The 26,233-nt window shown below is 58.7% G+C and carries 26 protein-coding genes and 3 pseudogenes; 19 read left to right on the top strand and 10 right to left on the bottom strand.

Features of this window, described 5'->3' with window-relative positions; translation table 11 throughout:
• The first annotated feature begins 5 nt into the window (after positions 1-5).
• The 4 genes from AC1RJ3_RS04185 to AC1RJ3_RS04170 all read left to right on the top strand — a co-directional run bounded on the left by AC1RJ3_RS04185 (position 6) and on the right by AC1RJ3_RS04170 (position 3,256).
• Positions 6-1,100, top strand: coding sequence for a serine hydrolase domain-containing protein (locus AC1RJ3_RS04185; RefSeq protein ID WP_493077592.1), 1,095 nt, complete (start codon positions 6-8; stop codon positions 1,098-1,100).
• Entirely contained in the window at positions 1,097-1,423 is a 327-nt protein-coding gene (locus tag AC1RJ3_RS04180) for a hypothetical protein (RefSeq protein ID WP_054596063.1), read from the top strand. Before AC1RJ3_RS04185 ends, AC1RJ3_RS04180 begins: the two co-directional genes overlap by 4 nt.
• Before the next feature lie 83 nt (positions 1,424-1,506).
• On the top strand, positions 1,507-2,097 hold the full coding sequence (locus AC1RJ3_RS04175) for a YceI family protein (protein WP_347929155.1): 591 nt from the start codon (positions 1,507-1,509) through the stop codon (positions 2,095-2,097).
• Position 2,098: 1 nt separating this feature from the next.
• Positions 2,099-3,256 carry a phospholipase D-like domain-containing protein gene (locus tag AC1RJ3_RS04170; protein ID WP_489111110.1) on the top strand — a complete coding sequence of 386 codons (1,158 nt, stop codon included), beginning with the start codon at positions 2,099-2,101 and terminating at the stop codon, positions 3,254-3,256.
• Positions 3,257-3,427: 171 nt separating this feature from the next.
• Here the strand turns inward: AC1RJ3_RS04170 and bglX are convergent, their stop codons facing one another.
• Positions 3,428-5,719, bottom strand: coding sequence for a beta-glucosidase BglX (gene bglX, locus AC1RJ3_RS04165; RefSeq protein WP_054596066.1), 2,292 nt, complete (start codon positions 5,717-5,719; stop codon positions 3,428-3,430).
• 240 nt (positions 5,720-5,959) lie between these two features.
• Between bglX and AC1RJ3_RS04160 the strand changes: the two genes are divergently transcribed.
• From AC1RJ3_RS04160 to AC1RJ3_RS04145, 4 genes are all read left to right on the top strand, one after another.
• Positions 5,960-6,568, top strand: coding sequence for a LemA family protein (locus AC1RJ3_RS04160; protein WP_054596067.1), 609 nt, complete (start codon positions 5,960-5,962; stop codon positions 6,566-6,568).
• Between the two features lie 108 nt (positions 6,569-6,676).
• On the top strand, positions 6,677-7,429 hold the full coding sequence (locus AC1RJ3_RS04155; protein ID WP_493077588.1) for a TPM domain-containing protein: 753 nt from the start codon (positions 6,677-6,679) through the stop codon (positions 7,427-7,429).
• Positions 7,430-7,457: 28 nt separating this feature from the next.
• Positions 7,458-8,075, top strand: a complete 618-nt coding sequence (locus tag AC1RJ3_RS04150) for a TPM domain-containing protein (protein ID WP_054596069.1) — start codon at positions 7,458-7,460, stop codon at positions 8,073-8,075.
• A 261-nt stretch (positions 8,076-8,336) separates the two neighbouring features.
• A complete protein-coding gene (locus AC1RJ3_RS04145) occupies positions 8,337-9,554 on the top strand; it encodes a class I SAM-dependent methyltransferase (RefSeq protein ID WP_493077586.1) in 1,218 nt (405 codons plus the stop codon).
• On the opposite strand, the gene AC1RJ3_RS04140 is transcribed toward AC1RJ3_RS04145, so the two are convergent.
• Positions 9,547-10,467, bottom strand: coding sequence for a DMT family transporter (locus tag AC1RJ3_RS04140; RefSeq protein WP_493077584.1), 921 nt, complete (start codon positions 10,465-10,467; stop codon positions 9,547-9,549). The two genes, AC1RJ3_RS04145 and AC1RJ3_RS04140, sit on opposite strands and share 8 nt — an antisense overlap.
• Before the next feature lie 387 nt (positions 10,468-10,854).
• Here AC1RJ3_RS04140 and AC1RJ3_RS04135 point away from each other — a divergent pair, with 387 nt between their 5' ends.
• The 4 genes and pseudogenes from AC1RJ3_RS04135 to AC1RJ3_RS04120 all read left to right on the top strand — a co-directional run.
• Positions 10,855-11,436, top strand: coding sequence for a DJ-1/PfpI family protein (locus AC1RJ3_RS04135; RefSeq protein ID WP_054596072.1), 582 nt, complete (start codon positions 10,855-10,857; stop codon positions 11,434-11,436).
• A gap of 14 nt (positions 11,437-11,450) precedes the next feature.
• A complete protein-coding gene (locus AC1RJ3_RS04130; RefSeq protein WP_054596073.1) occupies positions 11,451-11,756 on the top strand; it encodes a ribbon-helix-helix domain-containing protein in 306 nt (101 codons plus the stop codon).
• A gap of 182 nt (positions 11,757-11,938) precedes the next feature.
• Entirely contained in the window at positions 11,939-12,283 is a 345-nt protein-coding gene (locus tag AC1RJ3_RS04125) for a YegP family protein (RefSeq protein ID WP_054596074.1), read from the top strand.
• Between the two features lie 55 nt (positions 12,284-12,338).
• A pseudogene (locus AC1RJ3_RS04120) lies at positions 12,339-12,503 on the top strand (cupin domain-containing protein); the annotation flags it as partial.
• A gap of 173 nt (positions 12,504-12,676) precedes the next feature.
• Here the strand turns inward: AC1RJ3_RS04120 and AC1RJ3_RS04115 are convergent.
• Positions 12,677-13,696: a DUF4917 family protein gene (locus AC1RJ3_RS04115; protein WP_493077581.1), complete on the bottom strand. Its 1,020-nt coding sequence runs from the start codon at positions 13,694-13,696 to the stop codon at positions 12,677-12,679.
• 155 nt (positions 13,697-13,851) lie between these two features.
• On the opposite strand from AC1RJ3_RS04115, the gene yiaY reads away from it, so the two are divergent.
• Entirely contained in the window at positions 13,852-15,000 is a 1,149-nt protein-coding gene (yiaY, locus tag AC1RJ3_RS04110) for an L-threonine dehydrogenase (RefSeq protein WP_347929161.1), read from the top strand.
• 9 nt (positions 15,001-15,009) lie between these two features.
• Here the strand turns inward: yiaY and AC1RJ3_RS04105 are convergent, their stop codons facing one another.
• Positions 15,010-16,191 carry a multidrug effflux MFS transporter gene (locus AC1RJ3_RS04105; protein ID WP_493077579.1) on the bottom strand — a complete coding sequence of 394 codons (1,182 nt, stop codon included), beginning with the start codon at positions 16,189-16,191 and terminating at the stop codon, positions 15,010-15,012.
• 331 nt (positions 16,192-16,522) lie between these two features.
• On the opposite strand from AC1RJ3_RS04105, the gene AC1RJ3_RS04100 reads away from it, so the two are divergent.
• On the top strand, positions 16,523-17,263 hold the full coding sequence (locus AC1RJ3_RS04100) for a PA3715 family protein (protein ID WP_493077577.1): 741 nt from the start codon (positions 16,523-16,525) through the stop codon (positions 17,261-17,263).
• 13 nt (positions 17,264-17,276) lie between these two features.
• Here AC1RJ3_RS04100 and AC1RJ3_RS04095 read toward each other — a convergent pair whose 3' ends face one another.
• Positions 17,277-17,561 carry a type II toxin-antitoxin system RelE/ParE family toxin gene (locus AC1RJ3_RS04095; RefSeq protein ID WP_081013749.1) on the bottom strand — a complete coding sequence of 95 codons (285 nt, stop codon included), beginning with the start codon at positions 17,559-17,561 and terminating at the stop codon, positions 17,277-17,279.
• The gene (gene relB, locus AC1RJ3_RS04090) at positions 17,551-17,790 is read right to left on the bottom strand and encodes a type II toxin-antitoxin system RelB family antitoxin (RefSeq protein WP_054596077.1); all 240 of its coding nucleotides are present in this window, start codon (positions 17,788-17,790) and stop codon (positions 17,551-17,553) included. Before relB ends, AC1RJ3_RS04095 begins: the two co-directional genes overlap by 11 nt.
• Before the next feature lie 186 nt (positions 17,791-17,976).
• Between relB and AC1RJ3_RS04085 the strand changes: the two are divergent.
• The 5 genes and pseudogenes from AC1RJ3_RS04085 to AC1RJ3_RS04065 form a co-directional block, all read left to right on the top strand.
• Positions 17,977-18,093 (top strand): annotated as a pseudogene (locus AC1RJ3_RS04085) (glutathione transferase); the annotation flags it as partial.
• A gap of 27 nt (positions 18,094-18,120) precedes the next feature.
• Positions 18,121-18,315, top strand: a pseudogene (locus AC1RJ3_RS04080) (LysE family translocator); the annotation flags it as partial.
• A gap of 105 nt (positions 18,316-18,420) precedes the next feature.
• Positions 18,421-19,764, top strand: coding sequence for a sensor domain-containing protein (locus tag AC1RJ3_RS04075; protein ID WP_493077574.1), 1,344 nt, complete (start codon positions 18,421-18,423; stop codon positions 19,762-19,764).
• A gap of 129 nt (positions 19,765-19,893) precedes the next feature.
• Positions 19,894-20,418: a DUF4142 domain-containing protein gene (locus AC1RJ3_RS04070; RefSeq protein ID WP_493077572.1), complete on the top strand. Its 525-nt coding sequence runs from the start codon at positions 19,894-19,896 to the stop codon at positions 20,416-20,418.
• A gap of 322 nt (positions 20,419-20,740) precedes the next feature.
• Positions 20,741-21,826, top strand: coding sequence for a type I restriction endonuclease (locus tag AC1RJ3_RS04065; RefSeq protein WP_493077570.1), 1,086 nt, complete (start codon positions 20,741-20,743; stop codon positions 21,824-21,826).
• A gap of 47 nt (positions 21,827-21,873) precedes the next feature.
• Here AC1RJ3_RS04065 and AC1RJ3_RS04060 read toward each other — a convergent pair whose 3' ends face one another.
• The 4 genes from AC1RJ3_RS04060 to AC1RJ3_RS04045 all read right to left on the bottom strand — a co-directional run bounded on the left by AC1RJ3_RS04060 (position 21,874) and on the right by AC1RJ3_RS04045 (position 26,217).
• Positions 21,874-22,413, bottom strand: coding sequence for an AidA/PixA family protein (locus AC1RJ3_RS04060; protein ID WP_347929165.1), 540 nt, complete (start codon positions 22,411-22,413; stop codon positions 21,874-21,876).
• A 122-nt stretch (positions 22,414-22,535) separates the two neighbouring features.
• Positions 22,536-23,039, bottom strand: a complete 504-nt coding sequence (locus AC1RJ3_RS04055; RefSeq protein WP_054596081.1) for an inclusion body family protein — start codon at positions 23,037-23,039, stop codon at positions 22,536-22,538.
• A 424-nt stretch (positions 23,040-23,463) separates the two neighbouring features.
• Positions 23,464-24,660: a DUF1501 domain-containing protein gene (locus AC1RJ3_RS04050; RefSeq protein ID WP_493077567.1), complete on the bottom strand. Its 1,197-nt coding sequence runs from the start codon at positions 24,658-24,660 to the stop codon at positions 23,464-23,466.
• Positions 24,661-24,681: 21 nt separating this feature from the next.
• The gene (locus AC1RJ3_RS04045; RefSeq protein WP_493077565.1) at positions 24,682-26,217 is read right to left on the bottom strand and encodes a DUF1800 domain-containing protein; all 1,536 of its coding nucleotides are present in this window, start codon (positions 26,215-26,217) and stop codon (positions 24,682-24,684) included.
• Positions 26,218-26,233 lie beyond the last annotated feature (16 nt).

Raw genomic sequence — 26,233 nt, 5'->3', positions numbered from 1 at the left:
CTACCGTGTTCAAACGCCTGACTCTGCTGTTCCTGTTGCTGGCCAGCCTTCCGGTTCTGGCGGAAAACTGGCCTGCCGAGCAATGGTCACCCGGCCCGAAAATCAGTGGTCCGGCGCTTCAGGCCCTGGAAGATTACGCCTTTGCACCGCGCGACGACGGCAGCCGCACAGGCGTTCGCACCGATGCCTTGCTGGTGATTCGTGACGGGCAATTGATCTACGAACGCTACGCCGGCCCAACCACAGCCGAGACACCGCACCTGACCTGGTCCGTCAGTAAAAGCCTGATGGCCACGGTGTTGGGCGTGGCCTATGGCGAAGGTTTGTTCAAATTGCAGGACCCGGCCGTGAAGTTTTATCCACCCTTGCAGGGCCATCCGAATGTATCCATCGCGGATCTGCTGCATTGGGCCTCGGGGCTGGACTGGCAGGAAACCTATGAATATGCACCGCTGAATTCTTCGATAGTGGCGATGCTCTACACCCATGGACGCCAGGACATCGCCGCGTTTGCTGCCGGCCATGACGAGTTCAGCCCGCCGGGTCAGGCGTTTCGTTATTCCAGCGGTGACAGCAATCTATTGTCGGCAACGTTGAAGACCATGGTCGGTGCGCAGCGCTACGCCGACTATCCATGGACCGCATTGTTCGGCCCCCTGGGGATTCGCAGTGCGGTGTGGGAGAGCGATGCCACGGGAACGTTTGTCGCCTCGTCCTATGCCTATATGACGGCGCGCGATCTGGCGCGGATCGGCCTGTTGATGCAGCGCGACGGTCGCTGGGGTAACCGGCAGTTGCTGCCAAAGGACTGGGTCGAGTTCAACCGCCAACCGTTCATGCGCTTCAAGGCCAATCAGGATGAAGCCGTCCCCGGTGGGCATTGGTGGCTCAATCGGGCGGTCGGCGGCGCCGAAAGACCCTGGGAAGACGCACCCGATGACACCTTTGCCGCACTCGGCCATTGGGGGCAGGCGCTATACGTGGTGCCCAGCGAGAACCTGGTGATCGTGCGCTATGGCGATGATCGCGACGGCAGTTACCGGCACAACGAATTGCTCAGGCTGGCACTGGCGGCATTTGCGCAGAAGGTGCAGCCATGAATCCTGGAATTATTCTTCGTCGACCACGGCTCAGCATGCTGCTGTTGTTGAGTGTCGTGCTGCTCGGCTGGATCTGGCAGGAACGGGTCGCTTTGTGGGCATTTCCCGACATCATCAGTGCCTACACCGCCAAGGAGTATTGCTCGTGCCGGTATGTCGAGAACAACCCGGCGGATTATTGCCAGGGCTATGTGACGCAGTACGTGCCCGTCAGCAGTTTTCTCGATGACGCTCCCAACAAACGCGTGACGGTCAGCGGCATGGGGCGCAGTCATATCGCCGCGTGGCTGGGGATTCGTCAGGGCTGTCGGTTGAACCCATAGAGGCGGTCTTTTGCCTTGCGCGGTTTGCAAGCGCGTTCACTCAGGCTAAGGTTCGGCTCAGGTTTACTTGCCCATGAGTGTTTATGTTCAAGCGGTTTTGCTGCACAGCCCTGGCCTTGCTGCCGTTGGCTTTCGTTACCTCGCCAGCCCACGCCGACTGGTATCTGGACGGTGAGTCTTCACGTCTGTCGTTTATCTCCACCAAGAACGCCAACCTCTCCGAAGTTCAGCGCTTTCTGGTGCTGCATGGCAAGGTCGATGCCAACGGCCAGGCGCAAGTGCAGGTCGAACTGGAGTCGATCAACAGCGGCATTCCGCTGCGCGATGAGCGCATGCGCAAAGAGCTGTTCGAGATCAAGACGTTCCCTGAAGCGCTGATCAGCACGCAGATCGATCTGCGGCCGATCAAGGATCTGGCCCCCGGTGCGCAACTCGAATTGCGTTTGCCACTGACGGTCAGCCTTCACGGCAAAGAGCACGCGTACAACGCCGAGTTGCTGGCGACACGCCTCGATGATCGACGCTTTCAAGTGGTGACCCTGGAACCGCTGGTCATTAAAGCGGAGGATTTCGATTTGCTGCCAGGGCTGGAAACCCTGCGCACAGTCGCCGGCCTGTCGGCCATCAGTTCGTCGGTGCCGGTGGGTGCGGTGCTGATTTTCACGGCGCGCTGACATGAGCGGTGCAGTGTTTCCCTGGCGCGACGGCAATCGCTATGAGCTGTTGATCGACGGGCCGCAGTTTTTTCCACGGATGCTGGCGGCGATTGCCGCTGCGCAGGAACAGGTCGAACTGGAGCTGTACCTGGTGGAAGCGGGCGCCTGTGCCGAGGCGATGGTGCAGGCGCTGGTGCAAGCTGCCGAGCGCGGCGTGCGCGTGCGTTGCCTGTTTGATGACTATGGCAGCCTGGCATTCACCCTGAGTCTGCGGCGACGCCTGATCGAGGCCGGCGTGGAGCTGCGTTTCTACAATCGCCTGAGCTGGCGGCGCTGGGTGCGCAACCTTTACCGTGACCACCGCAAGTTGCTGTTGGTCGATCAGTCGCTGGCGGTGGTCGGCGGCACGGGCGTCACCGACGAGTTCTGGACCCCAGGTTGCGAAACCAGCGAGTGGCATGAAGTGATGGTGGAAATCGGCGGCCCGCTGGTGCTCGACTGGCAGTTGCTGTTCGACCGCCAATGGATCGCCAACCGCCACCGCCGCGCCTGGAAACCTGCCTCCCATTTCGGTTTGCCGCGTCTGCCACGGGTGCCGCCGATGGGTGAAGGCATGGGGCGGGTAGCGTATGCCGACGCCCGGCAACACCGGGACATCCTGCAATCGCTGTTTCGTGCACTGAACAGCGGCCAGCAGCGAATCTGGCTGGCCACGCCTTACTTCCTGCCGACCTGGAAAGTCCGCCGCTCGCTGCGCAAGGCTGCTGCACGGGGCATCGATGTGCGCCTGCTGCTGACCGGGCCGCGCACCGATCATCCGTCGGTGCGCTACGCCGGGCATCGTTATTACCCGCGCTTGCTCAAGTCCGGGGTGAAGATCTTCGAGTACCAGCCGTGTTTCCTGCACCTGAAAATGGTCCTGATCGATGACTGGGTGAGCATTGGCTCATGCAATTTCGATCACTGGAATTTGCGCTTCAACCTGGAGGCCAACCTGGAAGCCCTCGATCCGACGTTGAGCCTGGCAGTGGCAGCGAGTTTCGAGAGGGACTTTGCCCTGAGTCATAGGGTCAGTCTTGAGGAATGGCAACGCCGACCGTTGTGGCGACGGATCAAGCAGCGGGTGTGGGGATGGGTGGATCGGATGGTGGTGAATCTGCTGGATCGGCGGGGATAGCCGGTTACGTGGAACTGTGGCGAGGGGGCTTGCCCCCGTTTGGCTGCGTAGCAGCCATAAAACCTGCAAACTCATTCTCAGGACAGAACGAGTTTGCCGGTCTTAGGACCGCTTCGCGGTCCAACGGGGGCAAGCCCCCTCGCCACAAGAGCCCGCCAGATTTCAGGGGGGTTAAAGCAACTCAAAGCTCTGCTGCGTCACGTCCTCGGAATCGAGGCCAATCTGCACGTTGAACTTGCCAGGTTCTGCTGCATATTTGAGCTGGGCGTTGTAGAACTTCAGGTCGTCCTCGTCGATGGTGAAGTGGATGACTTTCTGTTCGCCGGCCTTGAGCATCACTTTCTGGAAGTTTTTCAGTTCCTTGAGCGGGCGAATCATCGAACCGACCACGTCCTGAATATACAGCTGCACCACGGTTTCGCCGTCGCGCTTGCCGGTGTTTTTAACGGTCACGCTGGCGTCGATCTTGCCGGACTTGTTCAGCGTGGTCGACGACAGGGCCATGTCCGACAGGCTGAAGCTGGTGTAGCTCAGACCGTAGCCGAATGGAAACAGAGGACCGGTGGTGTCATCGAAATACTGCGAGGTGTAGTTGCCCGGTTTGCCAGGGGTGAATGGGCGACCGATGCTCAGGTGGTTGTAGTAGGTCGGAATCTGCCCCACCGAACGCGGGATGCTGATCGGCAGCTTGCCGGACGGGTTGTAGTCGCCGAACAGCACGTCAGCAATGGCGTTGCCGCCTTCGGTACCGGTAAACCAGGTTTCGAGAATCGCGTCAGCCTGGTCCTTCTCGTCGAGAATGGTCAGCGGACGGCCGTTCATCAGCACCAGCACCAACGGTTTGCCGGTGGCTTTCAGGGCCTTGATCAGGTCGCGCTGGTTGGCCGGGATGTTCAGATCGGTACGGCTCGACGATTCGTGGGACATGCCACGGGATTCCCCGACTGCCGCCACCACCACATCAGCCTGCTGCGCGGCTTTCACCGCTTCGTCGATCATGACCTGCGCCGAACGCGGGTCATTCACCACTTCCGGGGCATCGAAGTTGAGGAAGTTCAGGTAATCGAGGACTTTCTTGTCCTCAGTGATGTTGGCGCCACGGACGTAGGTCAGCTTGGTCTGATCACCCAGGGCACGGGTCATGCCGTCGAGCAACGTGACCGACTGTTCCGGTTTACCGGCGGCAGCCCAGCTGCCCATCATGTCGATCGGTGCCTTGGCCAGCGGGCCGACCAGAACGATTTTCGCAGTCTTCTTCAGCGGCAGGGTTTCGTTCTGGTTCTTCAGCAACACCATGCTGCGACGTGCAACGTCACGGGCCTCGGCGCGGTGCAGACGGTTTTCGGCGTAAGTGTCGGCCGGATCATCCTCGGCCTTGCCGATACGCAGGTAAGGGTCCTTGAACAGGCCCATGTCGTACTTGGCACCCAGCACTTCACGCACGGCGTTGTCGATGTCGCTTTGCTGGATCTCGCCGGACTTCAGCAGCCCTGGCAGTTCCTTGCCGTACAGGGTGTCGTTCATGCTCATGTCGATGCCGGCCTTGATCGCCAGCTTCGCCGCTTCACGCCCGTCGCGGGCCACGCCGTGCTTGATCAGCTCGAAGATCGCCCCGTGGTCGCTGACCGCCAGGCCCTTGAAGCCCCACTCCTTGCGCAGCAGGTCCTGCATCAGCCACATGTTCGCGGTGGCCGGAATGCCGTTGATCGAGTTCAGCGCAACCATCACCCCACCGGCGCCGGCATCAATCGCGGCGCGGTACGGTGGCAGGTAGTCCTGGTACATCTTCACCGGGCTCATGTCGACGGTGTTGTAGTCGCGACCGCCTTCGACCGCACCGTACAGGGCGAAGTGCTTGACGCTGGCCATGATGCTGTCGGCCGCGCTCGGGGTCTCGCCCTGATAGGCCTTGACCATCACTTTGGCGATGCGCGAGACCAGATAAGTGTCTTCGCCGAAACCTTCGGAGGTGCGGCCCCAACGCGGGTCGCGGGAGATGTCGACCATCGGCGCGAAGGTGATGTCGAGGCTGTCGGCAGCGGCTTCCTTGGCGGCAATGCGCCCGCTACGGCCAATTGCGTCCATGTCCCAGCTCGATGCCAGGGCCAGGGGGATAGGGAAAATGGTCCGGTGGCCGTGGATCACGTCATAGGCGAAGAACATCGGGATCTTCAACCGGCTGTGCATGGCCGCGTCCTGCATCGGACGGTTTTCCGGACGCGTGATCGAGTTGAAGGTGCCGCCGATGTTGCCGGCGGCGATTTCCTTGCGGATCAGCTCGCGGGGCATTTCCGGGCCGATGCTGATCAGGCGCAATTGGCCGATCTTTTCTTCCAGGGTCATCTGCTTCATCAGGTTGCTGATGAAAGCGTCCTTGTTTTCAATCGGTGCAGGCGTTGTGTCGGCCCATACCGAGTGACTGGCCAGGCCGATGGCAAGGCCCAGCAAACACAGCTTCTTCATGAATAGTGATCTCAAAAGCCTAAACGGACGCAGTGGTTACGCGCCGGTCAGCCAAAAATTAGGGGGCGTCTGTTGTTGTTCGACTAAATGCCGCAAACTTCTAAACTCTTTCAGCGCTGGGCATCTTTTAGCCGATTGGCCCGATGCAATCCAGTGGCGGCGGCAGATTATGCCCCAAGAGTTCGAGTTGAAGGCGCGCAGGAATATTTCCAGGGTAATGGGCAAGGGAGCATCACTCGCATGAATGTACAACAGCGCTATCGTTCGGGCTGGCAAATAGCAGTATTGATGGTGCTCAGCACGGTTCTGGCCGGCTGTGGCATCAACACCATACCGACCCTCGACGAGCAGGCCAAGGCGGCCTGGTCGCAAGTGCAGAACCAGTACCAGCGTCGCGCCGACCTGATCCCCAATCTGGTGGAAACGGTCAGGGGTTACGCCAAACATGAAGAGGAGACCCTGACGGCGGTGGTCGAAGCGCGGGCCAAGGCGACCTCGATTCAGGTCGATGCCAGCACCCTCGACAACCCGGAAAAACTCAAACAGTTCCAGCAGGCCCAGGATCAGCTCAGTGGCGCCCTCAGCCGTTTGATGGTGGTGTCCGAGCGTTATCCGGACCTGAAGGCCAACCAGAACTTCCTGGCGCTGCAATCGCAACTTGAAGGCACCGAAAACCGCATCGCCGTGGCGCGCCGGGATTTCATCCTGGCGGTGCAGAACTACAACACCGAACTGCGGACGTTCCCTGGCCGTTTGTGGCACAGCGTGCTGTACAGCGACCTGCCGTTGCGCGACACCTTCGAGGCCACCAGCCCGGGTGCCGACAAGGCGCCGCAAGTGAAGTTCTGATCAGCGCAGGTTCCCGGCGGGTTTTCAATTCTGTCGGGATACCACCCCATGAATCATGAGGAAAGAGCCATGAGGCATGAGGCATGAGCCATTAGGGATGAGGTGCCAATGCGCGTTTTGAAAATCAGCCTGGTGGTGATGCTTTGGATCTTTGCCATCACCACTCAGGCCGAGCTGAAGTTTCCGGCGCTGACCGGTCGGGTGGTGGATAACGCCCAGATGATCGAGCCTGCGGTGCGCGAGCAACTGACTCAGCAGCTCCAGGCCCACGAACAAGCCACCGGCGAGCAGTTGGTGGTGGTGACGCTGCCGGACCTGCAAGGCACCAGCATTGATGACTATGGTTATCAGCTGGGGCGTTACTGGGGCATCGGACAGAAGGGCAAGAACAACGGCGCCTTGCTGATCATTGCTCGCGCCGAGCGCAAGCTGCGGATCGAAGTCGGGTATGGCCTGGAGGATCGGCTGACTGATGCGCAAAGCTCGGTGATCATCAATCAGGTGATCACCCCGGCGTTCAAGTCCGGCAATTTCAGCAAAGGCATCAGTGACGGCGTTGCCGCGATGCTGGTGGTACTGGGCGGCAGCCCACTGGATGAACCGTCGACGATATATGATTCGGGCGGAGATCAGGGCAGCGACTTTATCGGGCGTCATCCGACAGTATTCGTGTTATTGGCGGTGCTGTTTATCCTGACGATTTCTATCATGCAGATGCTCGGTATCCTGCCCCGTGGCGGCGGTCGCGGAGGTTCCGGCGGGTTTGGCGGCGGAGGCTTTGGCGGCGGTTTGGGAGGGGGCGGCGGCTTCAGCGGTGGCGGGGGCAGTTTCGGGGGCGGCGGTTCGTCGGGCGGCTGGTGATAACAATAATGAGCGAGCATTCAAAACCATGGCATTACTGACGGAACACGAACAGCGCAAAGTCGCCGAGGCCATCGCGCGTGTCGAGCGCGACACCGACGCTGAACTGGTCACCGTGCTCGCGGCCCGGGCCGACGACTACGCGTACATCCCGCTGCTCTGGGCCAGCCTGCTGGCGTTGATCGTGCCGGGCATCGTGCACTACGTTACCGGCTGGCTGAACATGCACAGCTTGCTGCTGGTGCAGTGGGTGAGTTTTATCGTGCTGTGCCTGGTGTTCCGGATTCCGTCGATCACCACCCACCTGATCCCGCGGTCGGTGCGCCACTGGCGCGCCTCGAACCTGGCGCGTCGGCAGTTTCTGGAGCAAAACCTGCACCACACCGTCGGCGGCACCGGCGTGCTGATTTTCGTCTGTGAAGCCGAGCGCTATGTGGAGATTCTGGTGGACGAAGGGATTTCCAGGCGGCTGCCTGCCAAAAGCTGGGATCCGATCGTCGCAGCCTTCACCCGGCAGGTGAAACAGGGCCAGACGTTGCAGGGCTTTGTCACCTGCATCGAGGCCTGTGGCGAGTTGCTCAAGGTGCATGTGCCGGTGACGCAGGCGCGCAATGAATTGCCGAACCGGTTGGTGGTGTTGGGCTGAAGCTGGTTCTGGGATTTAGAACCGGGAACTTTGTGGTGAGGGAACTCGCTCCCGCTGGGGCGCGAAGCGGCCCTAAAACCAGCAAACATGGTCCATCAGGTAATCGCGGTTGCCTGTCTTGCGGCTGCTTCGCAACCGAGCGGGAGCAAGCTCCCTCGCCACAGGATGTGCACCGTTCGTAAATAACTGCGTGTCCCGACGCGCCATCCCCCCTAAAATACCGGTCATTCCCCGATCCGCACCGCCCGAGGCGCTTTTTACATGTCTGTTACCGCAACTCCCGCCAGCCTCACGCCGGATCATCACGCGCAATTTATCGACCTGCTGAGCACCAGCCTGGCGCAGAACGCCTTCATCAAACTGGTGCTGGCCAAGTACGTCGGCGCTGAAGTCGACTTGCAGCGAATCATCATCAAGCAGCTGACGGTCAAGGATCAGCCGTGCCTGTCCTTCGTCTATCGCTACAAGACGCGTGACATCACCAAGAATTTTCCGGTCGAAGAGGGCATCGCGACGATTGCTGTGCTGTTGCCGCAGGACTTCAAGAACGCTCACCTGCTGGCGCTGACCGATGAAGCCCAGCTCGAATACAGCAAGAAGGGCAAGAGCTCGCTGTTCAAGAGCAAACCCCAGCAACTGCGCGAAGTGCCGTCCGCCGAGCACAACCGTGAGAAGAACCGCTTCCTCGACCTGACCCGACCGTTTCTCGCGGATCTCGGTGTAACGAACAGCAAGCACGAGCTGATTCCGGCGATGTCGCGCAAGTGGAAGCAGATCAACAAGTTCATCGAAGTCTTCAGCCATGCGCTGACATCTTCACCGCTGGCGCTGGATAAACCGGTACGGGTGGCGGACTTCGGTTCAGGCAAGGGTTACCTGACCTTCGCCATTCACGATTACCTGCGCAACACCTTGCACGCCGAAGGCGTGGTCACCGGTGTCGAGTTGCGCGAAGACATGGTCAATCTGTGCAACACCGCTGCGGCGCGCCTTGAACATCCGGGGCTGGTGTTCAAATGTGGTGATGTGCGTAGCGTGGCACCGAGCGAGCTGGACGTGATGATCGCCCTGCATGCCTGTGACATTGCCACCGACTATGCGATCCACACCGGCATCCGCTCCGGTGCGGCAATCATCATGTGCTCGCCGTGCTGCCATAAGCAGATTCGCCTGCAAATCCAGAGCCCGGCGCTGCTCAAGCCGATGCTGCAATACGGTTTGCACCTCGGTCAGCAGGCGGAAATGGTCACCGACAGCCTGCGGGCGTTGTTCCTCGAGGCCTGCGGGTATGAAACCAAGGTCTTCGAGTTCATCTCCCTGGACCACACCAACAAGAACAAGATGATCCTGGCGGTCAAACGTGCGGAGCCGGTGGACCCGGCCCAGCTGTTAGTGAAAATCCAGGAGCTCAAGGCGTTCTACCACATCAGCGAGCATTGTCTGGAAACGCTGCTGCGAGCCGATGGGCTGCTTATTTGAACGGCTTGATCTGAATACCCGCCGGTAACGTGCCCGGTTGCGCCGGGCGCACTGCCGTCTTGCGCCCGAGCATCACGGTGACAATCACCCCGACCGCAAACAGCCAGGTAATCGGTTCGATGTGTTCGCCAAAGAACAACGCCGAGAAGGCGATGGTGAAGAAGATCTGCAGCAGCTGGATCTGACTGACCCGGGCGATGCCACCCATCGCCAGCCCGGCGTACCAGGCGAAGAAGCCGATGAACTGCGAGAACAGCGACACGTAACTGAAGGCCCACCAGGTTTTCGCCGAAATCTCGCCTTGGTGTTGCAGCGCCAGATACGTCACCGGGCCGATCAACAGCGGTGTCGACAGCACCAGCGCCCAGCAGATCACCTGCCAGCCGCCCATCTCCTTGGCCAACCGGCCACCTTCGGCATAACCCAGGCCACCGATGGCAATCGCCCCGAGCATCAACAGATCACCGGCCTGGATGCTGCCGGCACCGCTGATCAAGGCGTAACCCAGGACCAACGCACTGCCCAATGCGGCACAGGCCCAGAAGGCTTTCGACGGTCGCTCATGGGACAACCACGCCGCATACAGCGCCACGCACAAGGGCTGCAAACCGTTGACCAGTGCGCCATGAGACGCCGGCAGCGTTTGCATGGCCCAGGCCGAGAGTACCGGGAAACCGAGAATTACTCCGGCAATGACCAGCGTCAGGCCTTTGATCTGTTTCCAGGTCGGCCATTTCTCCCGACGCCAGAGCAACAACATCGCCGCCGGAATCGCCGCGAACAACGCTCGGCCCAGGCCATTGAGCAGCGGATGGAGTTCTTGCACCACGATCCGGGTGAAGGGCAGGGTCAGGCTGAAGATGACGACGCCGAGCAGGCCCAGCGCCATGCCGGTGTTTTCGCGGGAGGACATAACGGTAACCAGAGTTCTGAAGTGGCGGGAGAGTGTTCATCTAGCCATAAACCTGGAGCGCAGCGCTGCTACAGCTAGGCACAGAGTGACACGTACAGTTTTGAAGCAACCGCAAATCCTGTGGCGAGGGGGCTTGCCCCCGTCGGCCGGTCCGCGTTCGGGTGAAGCAGTCGTAAACAGATTGACGCGGTTTGTCTGAAAGAAAACGGTGTAGGGGTTGAGGGCTGCTGCGCGCCCCAACGGGGGCAAGCCCCCTCGCCACAAAGGCATCTGCGTGCTACAGGGAGTGCGCTGCTTTACGTAGTAGCTGGTTATTACCCGCCTCGCTGGATTCGGACTACCTTGAATACTCCTTCCTGCCCAATTTTTACCAGAGGAGTCATCCCCATGGCCGCGAAAAAAATTCTGATGCTGGTCGGCGATTATGTCGAAGACTACGAAGTGATGGTGCCGTTTCAGGCACTGCTGATGGTCGGTCACACAGTGCACGCGGTCTGCCCGGACAAAACCGCCGGGCAGACCGTGCGCACCGCGATCCATGACTTCGAAGGCGATCAGACCTACAGTGAGAAACCCGGTCACCTGTTCGCGCTGAACTTCGACTTCGCCAAGGTCGATGCGGCGGACTACGACGCGTTGCTGGTGCCGGGTGGGCGGGCGCCGGAATACCTGCGCCTGAACGAAAAAGTCCTGCAACTGGTGCAAGCTTTCGACAAGGCCGGCAAACCGATTGCGGCGGTCTGCCATGGTGCGCAATTGTTGGCGGCGGCGGGGATTCTTGAAGGTCGCGAATGCAGCGCTTATCCCGCCTGTGCGCCAGAAGTGCGTTTGGCCGGTGGCACGTTCATCGATATCCCGGTGACGCAAGGCCACGTTCAGGGCAATCTGGCGACGGCTCCAGCCTGGCCGGCACACCCGAGCTGGCTGGCCGGTTTCCTTGGTCTGCTGGGCACCAAAATCACTTTGTAAGCGGAGGCCTGCGCATGTGCGAGCTGTACGTCAAAGCCGACCCGATCCTCTACGAGTCACGCTCGCGCTCGCTGCGCATCTGCGGGGTGGTGACCACGCTGCGGCTGGAGAACCAGTTCTGGGACATCCTCAGCGAGATCGCCGAAGTTGATGGCATGACCACCAACCAGTTGATCGCCAAGCTCTACGAAGAGGTGATGGACTACCGGGGCGAAGTGGTGAACTTCGCCTCGTTTCTGCGGGTCAGTTGCACGCGTTACCTGAGCCAGCGCCGGGTGACGACGCCGGAGTTATCGGTGGTGCGCGCGGTGGTGAAGTAAGTGGGTTTGTATTGATCTTGAGGGCCCCATCGCGGGCAAGCCTTGCTCCTGCGCGGTGCGCACAAACGCTATTGAACCGTAGGAGCAAGGCTTGCCCGCGATGAGGCCGGTACAGGCGACAGAAACCCCGACCTGGTCTTTACTCTGAAGCGCGAACCTCTCAATCGCCAAGGAGAACGAGCATGTCCGGATGGTACGAGTTGAGCAAAAGCATCACTGGCCAGTTCCGCTTTGTGCTGAAGGCGGCCAACGCCGAGACCATTCTCACCAGCGAGCTGTACACCACACGCAGCGCCGCCGATGACGGCATCGCCTCGGTTCAGGCCAATAGCCCACTGGATGAACGCTACGAGAAAAAAACCACCAAGGATGGCCATCCTTACTTCAATCTCACGGCTGCCAATCATCAGATCATCGGCAGCAGTGAAGCCTACTCTTCAGACACCGCACTGGAAAAAGGCATCGCCAGCGTCAAGGCCAACGGGCCGACCAAGGTGATCAAGGACAAGACGTTGCCGGTGTTTTAAAGGCTGCTGATGATCGTTCCCATGCTCTGCGTGGGAATGCAGCCCGTGACGCTCGTTTCTGTTTGTCCATGAAGGCCAGGTCGAAGTCGACTTCATGAGCGAACGGGTGATTTTGAACCGTGGCGATGCGCTGCACTTCAACGCGCAAGAACCGCATCGCCTGCGCTCGGTGGGCGAGGTGCAGGCGCAGTTGCTGGTGCTGCATAGCGGCGAGGAGTGAGCTGGAGCTGCAGGTTCTGACTTGAGAGCACAGCTTTTGTGGCGAGGGAGCTTGCTCCCGCTGGGGTGCGAAGCAGCCCCGAAATCAGCAACACGATTGCGTCAGACACACCGCGCATTCTGGTTTGCGGCCGCTGCGCGACCGAGCGGGAGCAAGCTCCCTCGCCACAGGTGTCAGCGTTCGACCGGCACACTCAGTGTTGGGCTACCCAACGCATGGCTCTTCGAATCAAAAAACCTCAGCGCCACACCGGTCCCTTCAAACACCTTCGCGTAATGCCGCTTCTGGCTCTGGATGAACGCCGCGCTGCGCGGGTAAATCGAGATCGCCACGGTCTTCGGTTGTGCCTGGCGCAACGCATGCACGATGTGAGCGTCCTGCTTGCCCAGGCTGTGGCCGAAGATGCACAGCGCGTCGCTTTGCTTGAGTAACTGGTCGTAGCAGAACGACAGGTAATCCGAACTGCGGATGGTCTTGAGCTTGTCTTCAGAGCTGCCTTCGCTGACGAACAGCGGCACGTCGTCCAGCGTCTTGATCGTGTTGTTGATCGCAAAACTGCCCAGCAGCGTGCCTTCGGTCGAGGTCAGTTTGCGCGCGGTGCCGTCCTGGTTGCGCACCAGGTGCAGGCCGCCGTGCAAGTAGAGCAGGCGGGTTTTATCCGCGGTGCTGGTACTCAGGTCGAAGCTCGGCTCGGTGCCGTGAAACAGGTCGCTGATGGTATTGGGTTGGTGCTGGATCGCCCAGTAATTGAGCAAGTCGTAGTTGGTGGTGAACACCGTTGGATAGGTGCTCAATTCCTGATTGATTGCCGCCAGGCTTGACGGCTGTACCAGACGCCACGGGATGTGCACCGCGTGCACGGTGTTGATCAGCGCTTCCTTGATTGCGTAGTAGCGATTGCGCGGCGCGGCGGAGCTCACGGCCAGGGCCTTGTTGACCCGGCTGGTGGTTTTCAGTGCACCCAGCACTTGCTCGAAACTGCGGGTTTGCATTGCGTCGAACACGCTCAGTTCGGACTGGCTCAACGGCTTTTCTTCGACCGTGCGGGCGTTCTCGAACAGCGAGTCGTAACCAAAGTCATCCCACACCGCACGGCTGGCGCCGTTGCCCACCAGCAGGCCGCTGAACGGGGTGGTTGCGCGCAACGCATTCCAGTCTTCTAGTCGGGCATCAAATTCCTGGAAATCGGTCATCGCGTCGGTCATCTCAAGCGGGTGGAGTGCAGGGCGCAGACTTTATCACGACCGGGTGTTGAGCCAGATCAAGATGCGCGGTAACGGATGGGTCGATCCTTTGGGCCTCCGCTGAATCGGGGTTGCCGGTTCGGCCCTATCGAAGAGGATTGGTGATGACCAGCACGTTTTTCATTCCTGCCGTGAACATCATGGGCACCGGTTGCCTCGACGAAGCCATGAATGCCATTCGCAACTATGGATTTCGCAAGGCCTTGATCGTGACGGACGCAGGATTGGCCAAGGCTGGCGTGGCAGGGTTGATCGCTGAAAAACTGGCGATGCAGGACATCGACTCGGTGATTTTCGACGGTGCCAAACCGAACCCGAGCATCGCCAACGTCGAGAGCGGCCTGGAACTGCTGCAGCGCAGCCAGTGCGATTGCGTGATCTCCCTGGGCGGCGGCTCGCCCCACGATTGCGCCAAAGGCATTGCGTTGTGCGCCACCAACGGCGGCAAGATCGCCGATTACGAAGGCGTCGACCGATCAGCCAAGCCGCAATTGCCGCTGATCGCGATCAACACCACCGCCGGCACTGCCAGCGAGATGACCCGTTTCTGCATCATCACCGACGAATCGCGCCACGTGAAAATGGCCATCGTCGACCGCAACGTCACGCCGCTGCTGTCGGTCAACGACCCGGCGCTGATGGCGGCGATGCCCAAGGGCCTGACCGCCGCAACCGGCATGGACGCCTTGACCCACGCCATCGAAGCCTACGTTTCCACGGCCGCCAACCCGATCACCGACGCCTGCGCACTGAAAGCCATCGAGCTGATCAGCCGCAACCTGCGCCTGGCCGTGCACGACGGCAGCGACATGATCGCCCGGGAAAACATGGCGTATGCGCAGTTCCTCGCCGGTATGGCATTCAACAATGCTTCGTTGGGGTTTGTGCACGCGATGGCGCACCAGTTGGGCGGCTTTTATGATTTGCCCCACGGCGTGTGCAACGCGGTACTGCTGCCGCACGTACAAAGCTTCAACGCCGCAGTCTGCGCCGAACGCCTTGCGGTAGTGGCGCAGGCTCTGGGTGCCGACACCCTCGGTGTCAGTCCGGAAGAGGGCGCCCAAGCGGCCATCGTGGCGATCCGCGCGTTGGCCAGGGATGTCGAGATTCCCGGCGGTTTGCGCGACCTCGGCGCCAAGCTGCAAGACATTCCGATCCTTGCCGCCAACGCCTTGAAAGATGCCTGTGGCCTGACCAATCCACGGGCGGCAGATCAGCGGCAGATCGAGGAGATCTTTCGCAGCGCGTTTTGACTGGCGGTGTTACCGGGCGCTTTGTTCGATGATTTCGGGACGCGGTACAAGCGTTACGCAGAGCATCGCGCCGAGGGCCAACAAGCTGCATAACAATGACAACGGCCAAGCCTGCTGGCTGACCAGCAGGCTGGCGATGCCACCGATAATGGCGGCCATCAGTTGGTGGATAAAGCCGCTCAAGGCCATTGCATAAGCACCACTGACCGGCGAGCCATCGTTGGCCAGAGACAGGCTGATGGGATAAATCAACGATTGGCCAAGCACCGCAACGCAGTAAGGCAACCATAGTAGTAACGCCAGCGCAGTTGCCTGCAGGCTGCCCAGCAGCATGACCGCGCTGCCGACCAACACCAAGCCTACACCTGCGTTCATCAACCGGTGCTGACCGGTGTGCAGGACGTAGCGATTGATCACCAGCGCCCCGAAAAAATAGGCTGCACTGATTGGCCATCCCAAGAGGCCGTACTCGACCGCAGACCAGTTGAACGTACCTTGCAGAATTGCCGGTGCTGCGGTGTTGAACGCGACGATTACTCCGTAACCGAGACCACCGGCGAGTGCTGGAAGCAGAAAATGCCGATGACGCAGAATGCGCCAGTAAATGGGCCAACTGGATGACTGACTTTTCGTTTCTGGCAATGTCGGGAAGGTGACCCGTGCCACCACTGTCCCCATCAACAGGCTCGTGCCGCCCAGCCAATAAAAGATCGCTGACCAGCCCAGTGCAACCTGTATCAGTGAGCCCAGGTATTGTCCAATCCCCAACGCAACCACAAAGGAAATCGAAATCCAGGACAGTGCCTTGGCTAACAGATCTCCGCGAAAGCTGTCGCGAATCAGCACTCGGGCCATGACTGAAATCCCGCTGGCGCCAATACCCTGAACCAACCGTAGTGCAAGGAATGACTCCAGGGTGGTGCCCATGGGCAAGGCCAGATTACCCAGCCCATAGATGCCTAACGCCGCAATCAGCACCGGTTTGCGGCCAATGCGTTGGCTCAGGCTGCCCCAGAACAACATGGGCAGCGCCATGCCGATCAGGTACACCGCCAGCCCCCAGGAGACGTGCGAAGCATCGCTGTTCAGGTACCGGGCAATCTCCGGCAGGGCCGGGAGATAAATGCTCATGCCCAACTGCGCGAGAAAAACCGTAGAGCAAGTGATGACGAGTGTTGTGCTGCTTTTCAAGGACTGTTTCCTGGTGGGTCAGTGGCCGGGGTGTCGGCTGTGAGCGCGCAATAGGTCGATGATCAGCTCGCAAAAACGGCTGATCTGCGAGGGTTCCATGTCCGCACCAAAGGTCATTGCTTCAGTGCTGCCCGATCCGTATGAGGCTTTTAAAGCGTTGGATATTAACCTGAAGTTAGAAGGCTCAGTGTCATTCGATGGATGCACCCGGCATCGCAACCCTCGCGTCATGGTGACGATCAGGCATTGAACGGGTTGAATCGGCAGACCGGGCGGGCAATAGTGCAGGGCTGATCTTTTATCGATTGATGACGTTCACAAGGAACAGGGAATGACCTTGAAATACAGCTGGTTGGGATGTGTGGCAATGAGTGGTGCGCTGGGCGCGACCCAGGCGTATGCCGAGTGTGTAACACCGCCATTGCCCGAGGGTGTACCGGGTTATTCGGTGTGCAAGAACTGGCCGGCCTACAGCGGCCAGACCATCACTGCACTGTCGCAGATTGAGCCGGACTCGACTCATAGCGATGAGCCTGACGGCATGGGTATGTACGACTTGAAACTGGCGGTGGTGTCCAACGTTGATGGCAAGCCGCTGGCCCACTATTCCAAAGCCTCGGTGTTCAGCTCCGATGCCATCCGGTTCGATGGGCTGAGCATCGATACCGCGCGCTACAAACTCACCTCCGATCTGCGAGCGTTCGGCGTGCGGGCAGGTTTCACTGGCTCGTCGCGGGCCAATCCTTTCGGCGAGTCCCAACTGTCGCTGTATGTTCGCGAAGGCAACACGCTGCGCCCGGTACTGGAGCAACTGGTGATCGAATCCGCTAGCGGTGAGTGGGATACCAACTGTGCGGGCGAGTTCTCGAACATCAAACGCACTCTGGATATAGCCAAAACCAGCAGCCACGGCTTTGCCGACCTGATCGTTAAATCGGTGACCACCGGCTCGCAAGACTCGGTGAAAAATGGCGAATGCGAATCCAAAGATACAGTGGGGAAAACGGTACTGACGACGCTGCGGTATGACGGTCAGCGGTATGTTGTTCCGAAAGAATTGCAGGGCTCATGACACAGGTTGAGACCTACCATGTTCCGGGGGGTAGACGGCGGGTGTGGAACACTCGCAGAACCTGCAAACGCCCTTGGCGGACTCTATAAGGGATGACGTAGGGGCGATCGGCTAGTACCCACTCTCGAGTGCCGGGCAGACGGCCTTCACGGCCAATCGCAGGAAATTGGGCAAGGTGCTCGATACTGGTGAAGATGGCTTTGACGAAGTCAGCTGCGGCTTTTGGACTTTCCAGCGCGATGTAAGCGGCTTCGTCATCAATATTTTTTAGTGCGGTTTTCAGCCACTCAACGCGCATTGTTTGCCCACTTGCGGGCCAAGGCATTTACGTCTTCGTCACTGGCAAAATCTCCAGCGTCAGCCTCTTTTAAGGCATGTTGGATTTCTTCGATTTGCCAGGCCTCTCGAGCCAGGTATTCACGTAGCGCATCTACGGCGAGAAAAGATTTGCTGCGGCCTGTCGCTTTAGCCAAATTGGCGAGGGTCTCGGCGATTTCGTCTGGCAGGCGCAAAGACATGACGGACATGGCAGTCTCGATGTAGTGGTTTGTAATACAACATACTACATCGCTGTCAGGGGGGCGCTGCTAGCCCCATTTGTCTGTTGCCCCCAGAACCTTTGATTCAAAACATCACCCACAAGGTATTCCTGCATGCTCTCTGGCCTCAACCATCTGACCCTGGCGGTCACTGATCTGGACTGCAGCGTGGTGTTCTATTTTCTGGATCCGGATGGGCACAAGATCGAGGCCCATGTCGGGGATCTGGTGTCGCGACTTCAGGCGTGCCGCCAGAGAGCTTATGCCGGGATGAAGTTTTTCACTCCGTGACCGGGCGCACTCCCGGCATGTCCATAGCTGATCTTTCCGAGTTTCGTTGGCGGTATCGCCGCATACGCTATTCTGATCGGCATTGTGGGCACTCGTCGGGTGCGCATGTTGTATCAGCGTCATGAGCTGGCAATTACCCGGATTTGCGGGGTAATGTTCACCGGTTTCGCCATCAATGCCTTGCTGCACGCGGTGCCAGGGTTGCTGACGAACAAGGTTTGAGGCTGCGCGCAGGGCTGCGACAGCTGCATCAGGACATCCGTTTCAGCGATGCCGGGTCCAGGGATTGATACTCACGGCTGCACTTTTGGACAGTATCCATCCACGATGACCACCAGTAATTCCGCGCCGCTGGCGAGTTACATCGATCTTTTGCTCGACGTCGTGTGTGCGGTCGATAGCCAGGGGCGCTTCGTCTTTGTCAGTGCCGCCAGCGAGCGAGTGTTCGGTTACACCCCGGACGAGCTGATCGGCCAGTCGATGATCGAGATGGTCCACCCGGCCGATCGCCAACGGACCCTGGACGCCGCTCGGGAAATCATGCGCGGTCAACCCAACCCGAACTTCGAAAACCGCTACCTGCGCAAGGATGGTCAGGTGGTGCATCTTCTCTGGTCGGCGCGCTGGTCTGAAGTCGATCAACTGCGCATCGCCGTGGCCCGTGACATCACCGAGCGCAAACAGGCAGAGTCCCGGCAGGCCGCACTGTACGCGATCTCCGAAGCAGCCCATGCCGCTGAGGATCTGCTGGCGCTGTTCAAGCTCGTTCATCAATTGATTGGCGAATGGCTGCCGGCGCTGAACTTCTCGGTGGCGCTCTATGACGAGCACTGCGAGCAATTGAGTTTCCCGTACCACGTCGACGAACGCGAGAGCGATCCGCTGTGCAGCGTTACCGGCCGGCTTTGCACCGAGGTGATCGAAACGGGGCAGCCGGTGCTGGTGACGCCTGACCAACCTTTCTCGATGCCCGGACTGTTCGAGGTCGGCAATGGCCAGGACTCACCCTGCTGGCTGGGTGTGCCGCTGAACTCACAGAAAGGCACCATCGGTGCGCTGATCGTCAAAAGCGTACCCGGTGGCGAACGCTATACCGAGCGCGACAAGGAGCTGCTGCAATACGTTTGTGCCCAGCTCGCGGCAGCCATTGAGCGCAAGCAATTGCACTGCCGGTTGCAATTCATGGCGCAGCACGACCAGTTGACCCGCTTGCCTAACCGCGAACTGTTGCGTGAACGCCTGACTGCTGCCCTCGGTAAAGCCAGAAGAAACTCTGGACGCATGGCGCTGCTATACGTCGACCTGGACCACTTCAAACAGGTCAACGACACCTATGGCCATGGCGTCGGCGACATGCTGCTGCAAGCGGTGGCCAATAGACTACAAGGTTGCGTGCGTGAGTCCGACACGGTGGCGCGTATTGGCGGTGATGAGTTTGTGGTCTTGCTCGACAGCATTCAGGCCGCCGAAGATGCAGCCCGTGTGGCGATCAAAATCCGTCAGGTGCTTGGCCAGCCGATGCGCCTGGAGAGCCATACCCTGAACATCCTGCCGAGTATCGGCATCGCGCTCTACCCCGAGCATGGCAGCGAAGAAAAGCAATTGTTCAAGCATGCGGATGAGGCCATGTACGCGGTCAAACGCCTGAGTGGACGGCTGGACCGCGTCTGATTCGGCTTCCATTCGGGCGCCGTTCGTCGCGGCCGGTGCAATTTTTCTAAACCTTTGCGGTGTTTTAACTTCAGACGTCAGGCGGGGAAACCCGTTGCACTCATTTGCCTGTTCAAGGAGGGCGCGACCATGAGCCGTATGGCCAGCCGATTATCGACCATCAGTTTTGTCGTGTTGCTAGGCCTGGGCGCCAGCAACGCTTTTGCCCAGTCGCCAACCGACTTCATCAATGACACCTCGGTCAAAGGTATGGCAGACATCGAAGCCAGCCGCCTGGCTCACCAGAAAACCGAATCCAAAGAGGTCAAGGATTACACGATTGTGGTGATCAACGACCGCACCACGGCTAACCAGCATCTGGCGAAAATCGCCAAGAAACTCGATCTGCCCGTCGCCCCCAGAGACGAGGTGGCCAGCAAGGCCAAGGCGCTGATTCCTGAGGTCAAGGACGGCGACTCCTTCGACACGGCCTTTGCCGCCAGCCAGGTGAAAACCACCCAGGAAGCCATCGAACAGTTGAAGCAGGAAGCACAAACCACCGACGTGCCGGAACTCAAGGCCTTCGTTGCAGAAACCCTGCCCAAGCTCGAAAACCATTTGCATATGGCAAGGGCCCTTCAGGCCAACAGCCAATTGGGTCGGGTGGATGGTTGAGGCAGGTGCTGATCAGCACTGATTCAAATCCTGCTGTTGCTTGTCAGCAGCAGGTGAACCTTCCAGCGAAGTTGTCTCGCTGTCACCAATGCTGTGTTTCCAGCCCCCGCATCTCGTTTTGCATTTCTTGGGTAGAGCGCGGTCATTTATCTTCCTGAACGGCTATAGAGACATCCCTGTCTTTCGTATTCGTAGGAACGCTCTTCTTCTGACCTATATCCACATTCGGTTTCTTTCTTTGTGGCGGTTTGTGTCTAGTATCAATGGCAGTCAATTTGCCAGCATGCACATACACGGATCGGAAACAGGTAAGAGGCCACTCATGGAATTTATCGAAAAGCTTGCAAGTCTCGCCGCAAAAGTTCGTCTGCAAGGGGCTGCGATTCAGACGGAAGAAGCGACCAAAAACGCTTTTGTCATGCCTTTTATCAGCACAGTACTGGGCTACGACGTTTTTGATCCGTCGGAGGTGACCCCTGAGTTCGTTTGCGATGTCGGGACCAAGAAAGGAGAAAAAATCGATTACGCGATCATGAAGGAAGGGGAGGTTCAGATCCTGATCGAGTGTAAAAAGATTGGTGAACCATTGCACATCAATCACGCATCGCAGTTGTTTCGATACTTCCATGTCACCAGCGCTCGAATCTCGATCCTCACCAATGGTCAGGTCTACAAGTTTTTTACGGATCTGGACGCCCCCAACAAGATGGATGAAAAGCCTTTCCTTGAACTCGATTTGCTCGATATCGACGAGTATTCAGTCCCAGAGCTGACGAAGCTGACCAAGTCCGCATTCGATGTCGATTCGATCATCAGCGCAGCGGGTGAGTTGAAATACGTCAGCCAGATCAAAAAAGTGATCGCGGCCCAAGTCAGCAAACCTGATGACGATTTCGTAAAAGTCTTTGCGTCCCGGGTTTACGATGGTGTGATCACACAAAAAGTCCGGGAACAGTTTCAGGAATTGACGAGAAAAGCGGTCGTGCAGTTTCTCAACGATCAGATCAACGATCGACTTAAATCAGCTATGAGCGGAGCCATTCAACCCAGTCTGTCCTCACTGCCGGCAACAGATGCAAGTATCTCAGAGCCGGATGAGCGTAACGAGTCGGATGACAAGGTATTGACCACGCTCGAAGAGCTGGAGGGCTATCACATTGTCCGTGCGGTGGTGCGTTCGGTAGTCGATGCCAAACGGATTGTGCAGCGTGATACACAGAGCTATTTCGGTATCTTGCTCGATGACAATAACCGTAAACCGATCTGTCGCCTGCATTTTAATCGGTCACAAAAGTACATCGGTATCTTCGACGAAGAGAAGAACGAAACTCGCCATCCGATCAATTCGGTCGATGATATTTACGAGTATTCGGATCAGTTGAAAAAGACAGTTGGGTATTACGGCTGATCACAGCAGGAAAAACTGAAAACCGGCTATTGAAGCCGGTTTTTTGTTTAGCTCGACAGCTTCACCCCAACCGTCCAACTGAAATACCCCAGCACTTCACAGCCGCTGTTCACCAGCATAAAGCTCAGCTCGCACTGCTCGACTCCGGTGCTCAGCTGCTGGCAATGCCAATAGTGATCATCGGCTTTTACCGCGAGTGGTTCGGTGGGGGATTCGGGATTGGGGGCGGGCAAGGTCTGGCCGTTATGCACCACCAGATGCGGTTTTGAGAACACACCGGCGTCGCCCACAGTCAGGTTGTAAAACACCACGCTGTGTTCGGCGTGCAGACCGACGGTTCGGCCACGGATGTGGAAGGTTTTGGTTGAACTTGCCGGTAGTTCAAGACAAGGGCTCTTGGACGTTGGCATTGTCCCCAGGGACGCGCCAAAGGTGAAAATGAAGCCGTCCTCGATCACGGTCGGTTGCTGCGGGTCGAGGCTCGGTTCCGGGTAGCGGGTGAGCAGGGTTTCGGCGTCGATAATCAGCAACACATTGGTTGCCTGCTCAGTGGTGGATGACGGGTTTGCGCTGGTATCTGTAGACATCACGGCTTCCTTTCATGATGTGGGTCGATCGCGGCCACCGCTGCGGCTTACGCAAGACATCCAGTTCCAGTCGGGGCGCGAGGCAGAGGGGAAAGCCCCTTGTCGCCAAGGGGCCGTCCAGATCAGTTACGGATGGTGATGAACGGATCCCACGAGCAGCAACCTACTATCTGGCAGTCCCGGTTCACGATCAGGAAGTTGAAGTGATAGGTCACGCTGCCGGTGGCCAGGGTTTCCGAAGACCAGTAATGGTTATCGACTTTCTGGCAGCTAGGCACTGACGGGTTGCTGGTGTTTGGCACGGCAACACATGCGGTGGCCTTGCGTGGCGTCGGTGTCGAGATCAGCTCATTACCCGCGTTGCCGATGAACTTGTAGAAAATTACCGCTGTTTCGAAGCTCTGCGACAGGCTGGTTTCACGCCAGCGAATCAGGTCACCGACGGAGGCTTTCAGATTCAGTTCACCACCGGCCTGGCCATTGATCACGTTGTCCCGGTTGGTGACCATGTACACATGACTGACATCGATAAGCGTTGGCGCGTTGGGATTTTTGCTGATGTTCGGGTAGTTTTTCAGAATGGATTCTGTGTCGATCGAAACAAGCACATCCGTGACTCGAGACATAGTAAAGCTCCTTGTTCATAGTGAGGGCCTGGCGTCTACCAGGCACAACAACGCTTGATTGCCATACGGCTGCTGTAAGCGCGCTACTACGGGGAACCTACCGATCACAAGGTACGAGCTGGCCTGGCTCCTTGCCTATAAAAGTGACCGGCCCGGGTTCCTTCCAACAGGCCGCGTCTGGAATATAGATGCCCATCTTAAGCTGTCAAAACAGAGGGGCCGTCGTTCGACGAGCGGTCGTTTTTCTTCTAATTTCCGATGATTTGGCGATAAGGAAATGGTGATCCAGAACGTTTCCCAAGCGTTGATTTCCCTCTGAATTGTGTGCCTTTGAGCAGCGATTACCGATCCCGGCAGCTTCACTTCCAGGGTGTCGGAGAATTGACCGTCGATGGCTTTGAGCAAGCCTTGCGCCGATCGCCGATCAGAGCAACTGCAATGCGTCCGGACGCGCACCGGGAAATACGTTCTGCAACTGCGAAGCAGATAAGCCCCAGGTCCTGCCAAGTAAACCTCCGAGCAGGTTCCGATAATTGTTGAACACCGGGTAATCGCGGTTTTGCAGCAGGCTTTGTGGGTTGACCGTCACCTGTTCACCCACGATGCGTCCACCGCGAACGTTGCCGCCGAGTACCCAGTACACCGTGCCATGTCCGTGGTCGGTGCCCCTGGCACCGTTTTCACGAAAGGTGCGGCCGAACTCCGAGACCACCACCACGGTGGTGTTGTTCCATTCATCCCCCAACGCCTGGGCATAGGCGACCAGACCTTCACCGAGGTTCGCCAGGTTGTTGGCCAGTTGGCCGCTGGTGCTGCCCTGATTGACGTGGGTATCCCAGCCGCCGACATCGACGAAACCCAGTCGGTACTGGTCGCGCATCAGCGTCGCCATGCGCCGGGTCTGGGCCGCGAAGTTCTGTGCATTCGGCGCGCCACGATTGGCCTTGACCATCTCTTCTTGCAGATCCCTTGACACCTGCTGGCGCAGTTCAAGGCCACCGGCTGCGGAGGCGGCATAAGGTGTGTTTTGGTACATCGACGAAAGAATCGCCGATTGTCGAGCATCGAAGGCCGGTTTCGAGTTACCGCGCAACGAGATGTTTGGGATGGCGTTGCCGCCCTGAAAACTCAGGGGCAAGGCATCGGTGAAGGCAATGGGCGCACTGTTCGGCACCTGACGCGACAAGCGTGCAAGAAAGCCCGAGTCGTAACGGTTGCGCTGTTGGGTCGGTTCGCCAGACTCGATATTGTCCTGGGTTTCGAAGTGGCTGCGGGACACGTCATCGGTCCCGGCGAACGGCACGAAGGCGATCTGCTTGCGTTGCCACAACGGATAGATCGAGTCACGTAAAACCGGGTTCAGGCCCCAATGGCTGTCCAGTGCAATGGCGCTGTTGGGGTTATGCGAGTCCGGCCGGGCAATGGCGAGAGTCGGACGCGACTCGTAGTAAAAGTCGCTGGAGTAGGGCACCAGCAGGTTGTTGCAGTCGTAGCCGCCGCGCAGGAATACGATCAGAAAGCGCGGTGCCGAAACGGGGGCGGCGAACAGCTTTGCACTAAACGACAAGGACGGCAGCGACGCGGCTGCTACAGCGGCAATCAGCAGTTCTCGACGATTCATGGCGACACCCCATTACGCAGCTTAACGGTTATTGAAGTCAGGTGAGGCGAGCAAAAAGGTGTTCCATTCCTGAGGCGACACGGCCTTGTTCAGCGCGCCAAGGGTCGCTGCTGAAAGGTGTGGAGAGATGGCTTCGTAGAACAACGGTGTGGTGATCATCGGAAACCCTGGACCGGGCAGGTTGCTACCTTGTGGGGTAAACAATCGGTTATCCCCGCGTCCGATTGCCCGGGCGATTTCGAAGCGTTTGGACATCTGCCCCGAGCTCGACCAGCCGCTGGATTCCAAAGGCCAGCCGTCCGGTGTCACGCGACCGAATACTGGCTGCCCCAACTGATTGAGCCAATTGATCATCGGCCTGGCGTTGGCCAGCGGCTTACCGTCATAGGCCAGCCGCACCGCCGACACCACAAACTGCATCGGGTCCTTGAATTTGGTACCAGTGCTTTGCAGCAACTCCTTTGACTCGAACAACGTACGCATCACTTGGGCGATATCGCCATCGCTGTCCTGGAAGGTCTTGGCCATCCGTTCCACCAGCGCGGGCGGCGGCTGATCGGCAACGAAGTATTTGGCCAGCTGTTGCGAGACAAAATGCGCACAGGCTTTCTGCCGGGTAATCAGCTCCACGGCCTGACGGATCTCGTCAAAGCCGCTGCCCTTGATCGGATGGCCGAGCAGTACCTTGTCGCTAAAGTCGTGACGACGAGGATTGAATTCGAACAGCCCTTCGCGCACCACCAAGGCCTGTAACCGAGGAGCAAACTTCTGCGTGCGACCATCGAGCGGCATCAGCCCGGCGCCGGTCAGAATCAACGCCAGTTGCTGCACGTCTTGCTGGGTATAGCCGGAGCCGACGCCCAGGGTGTGTAGCTCCATCAATTCGCGGGCGTAGTTCTCGTTGACCTTGCCCTTGGCATTTTGCGCGTTGTCCAGGTACTCAAGCATCGCCGGACTCTTGAGGGTGGCCATCACCAGATCCTTGAACTTACCCAGCGCGTGTGGGCGGATTGCGTGTTCTGCGTAGTCCGCCGTCAGCACCCGTATGCGACCTTTACCTTGAAACACGCTGAAGTGGTTGAGCCAGAAACCCACCAACTGCTCCTTGAGCTGATTGGGCCCATACACCGCACGCAACAGCACGGCTTCACGCGCTTGTTCTGCGAGTTCGTTGGCTTGTTGTTGCGTATCTTTTTTCGCGGCGTTTTTGGCGTCGCCTTCGGGCATGGCCTTGAGCTGTTCCTGCTGGCTCTTGAATGCCAGCAACAAGGACTCGGGCGGCGCGCTTAATACCGGATAGCTGTGCAACAGCGCGTTGATTGCCGGTGGCAGCGGGTCATTGATGCGATCGGCCAATTGGGCTTGAAGCAGACCCTCGCGGCCCATGCTGCGCAAGCGCGCCAGGTTGGCGGCATCCAGATCGAAGCCATCGCGGCGCAGCCAGGCAATGTCGCTCGGGTTGAGCGTTGCGGGGGGGCCGGCCAAGGCGAGTGAGGGAAACAACAGCAAACAGGTCGACAGACACAACAGGCGCAAAACGGCATGTGGCATGTGCATGTAGGAGGTTCCCGAG

This window comes from Pseudomonas sp. GW822-FHT04C11 (genome assembly GCF_058800905.1).
Note: the sequence above shows the minus strand (reverse complement) of the source record. Positions and strands in the feature narration are given on the sequence as shown.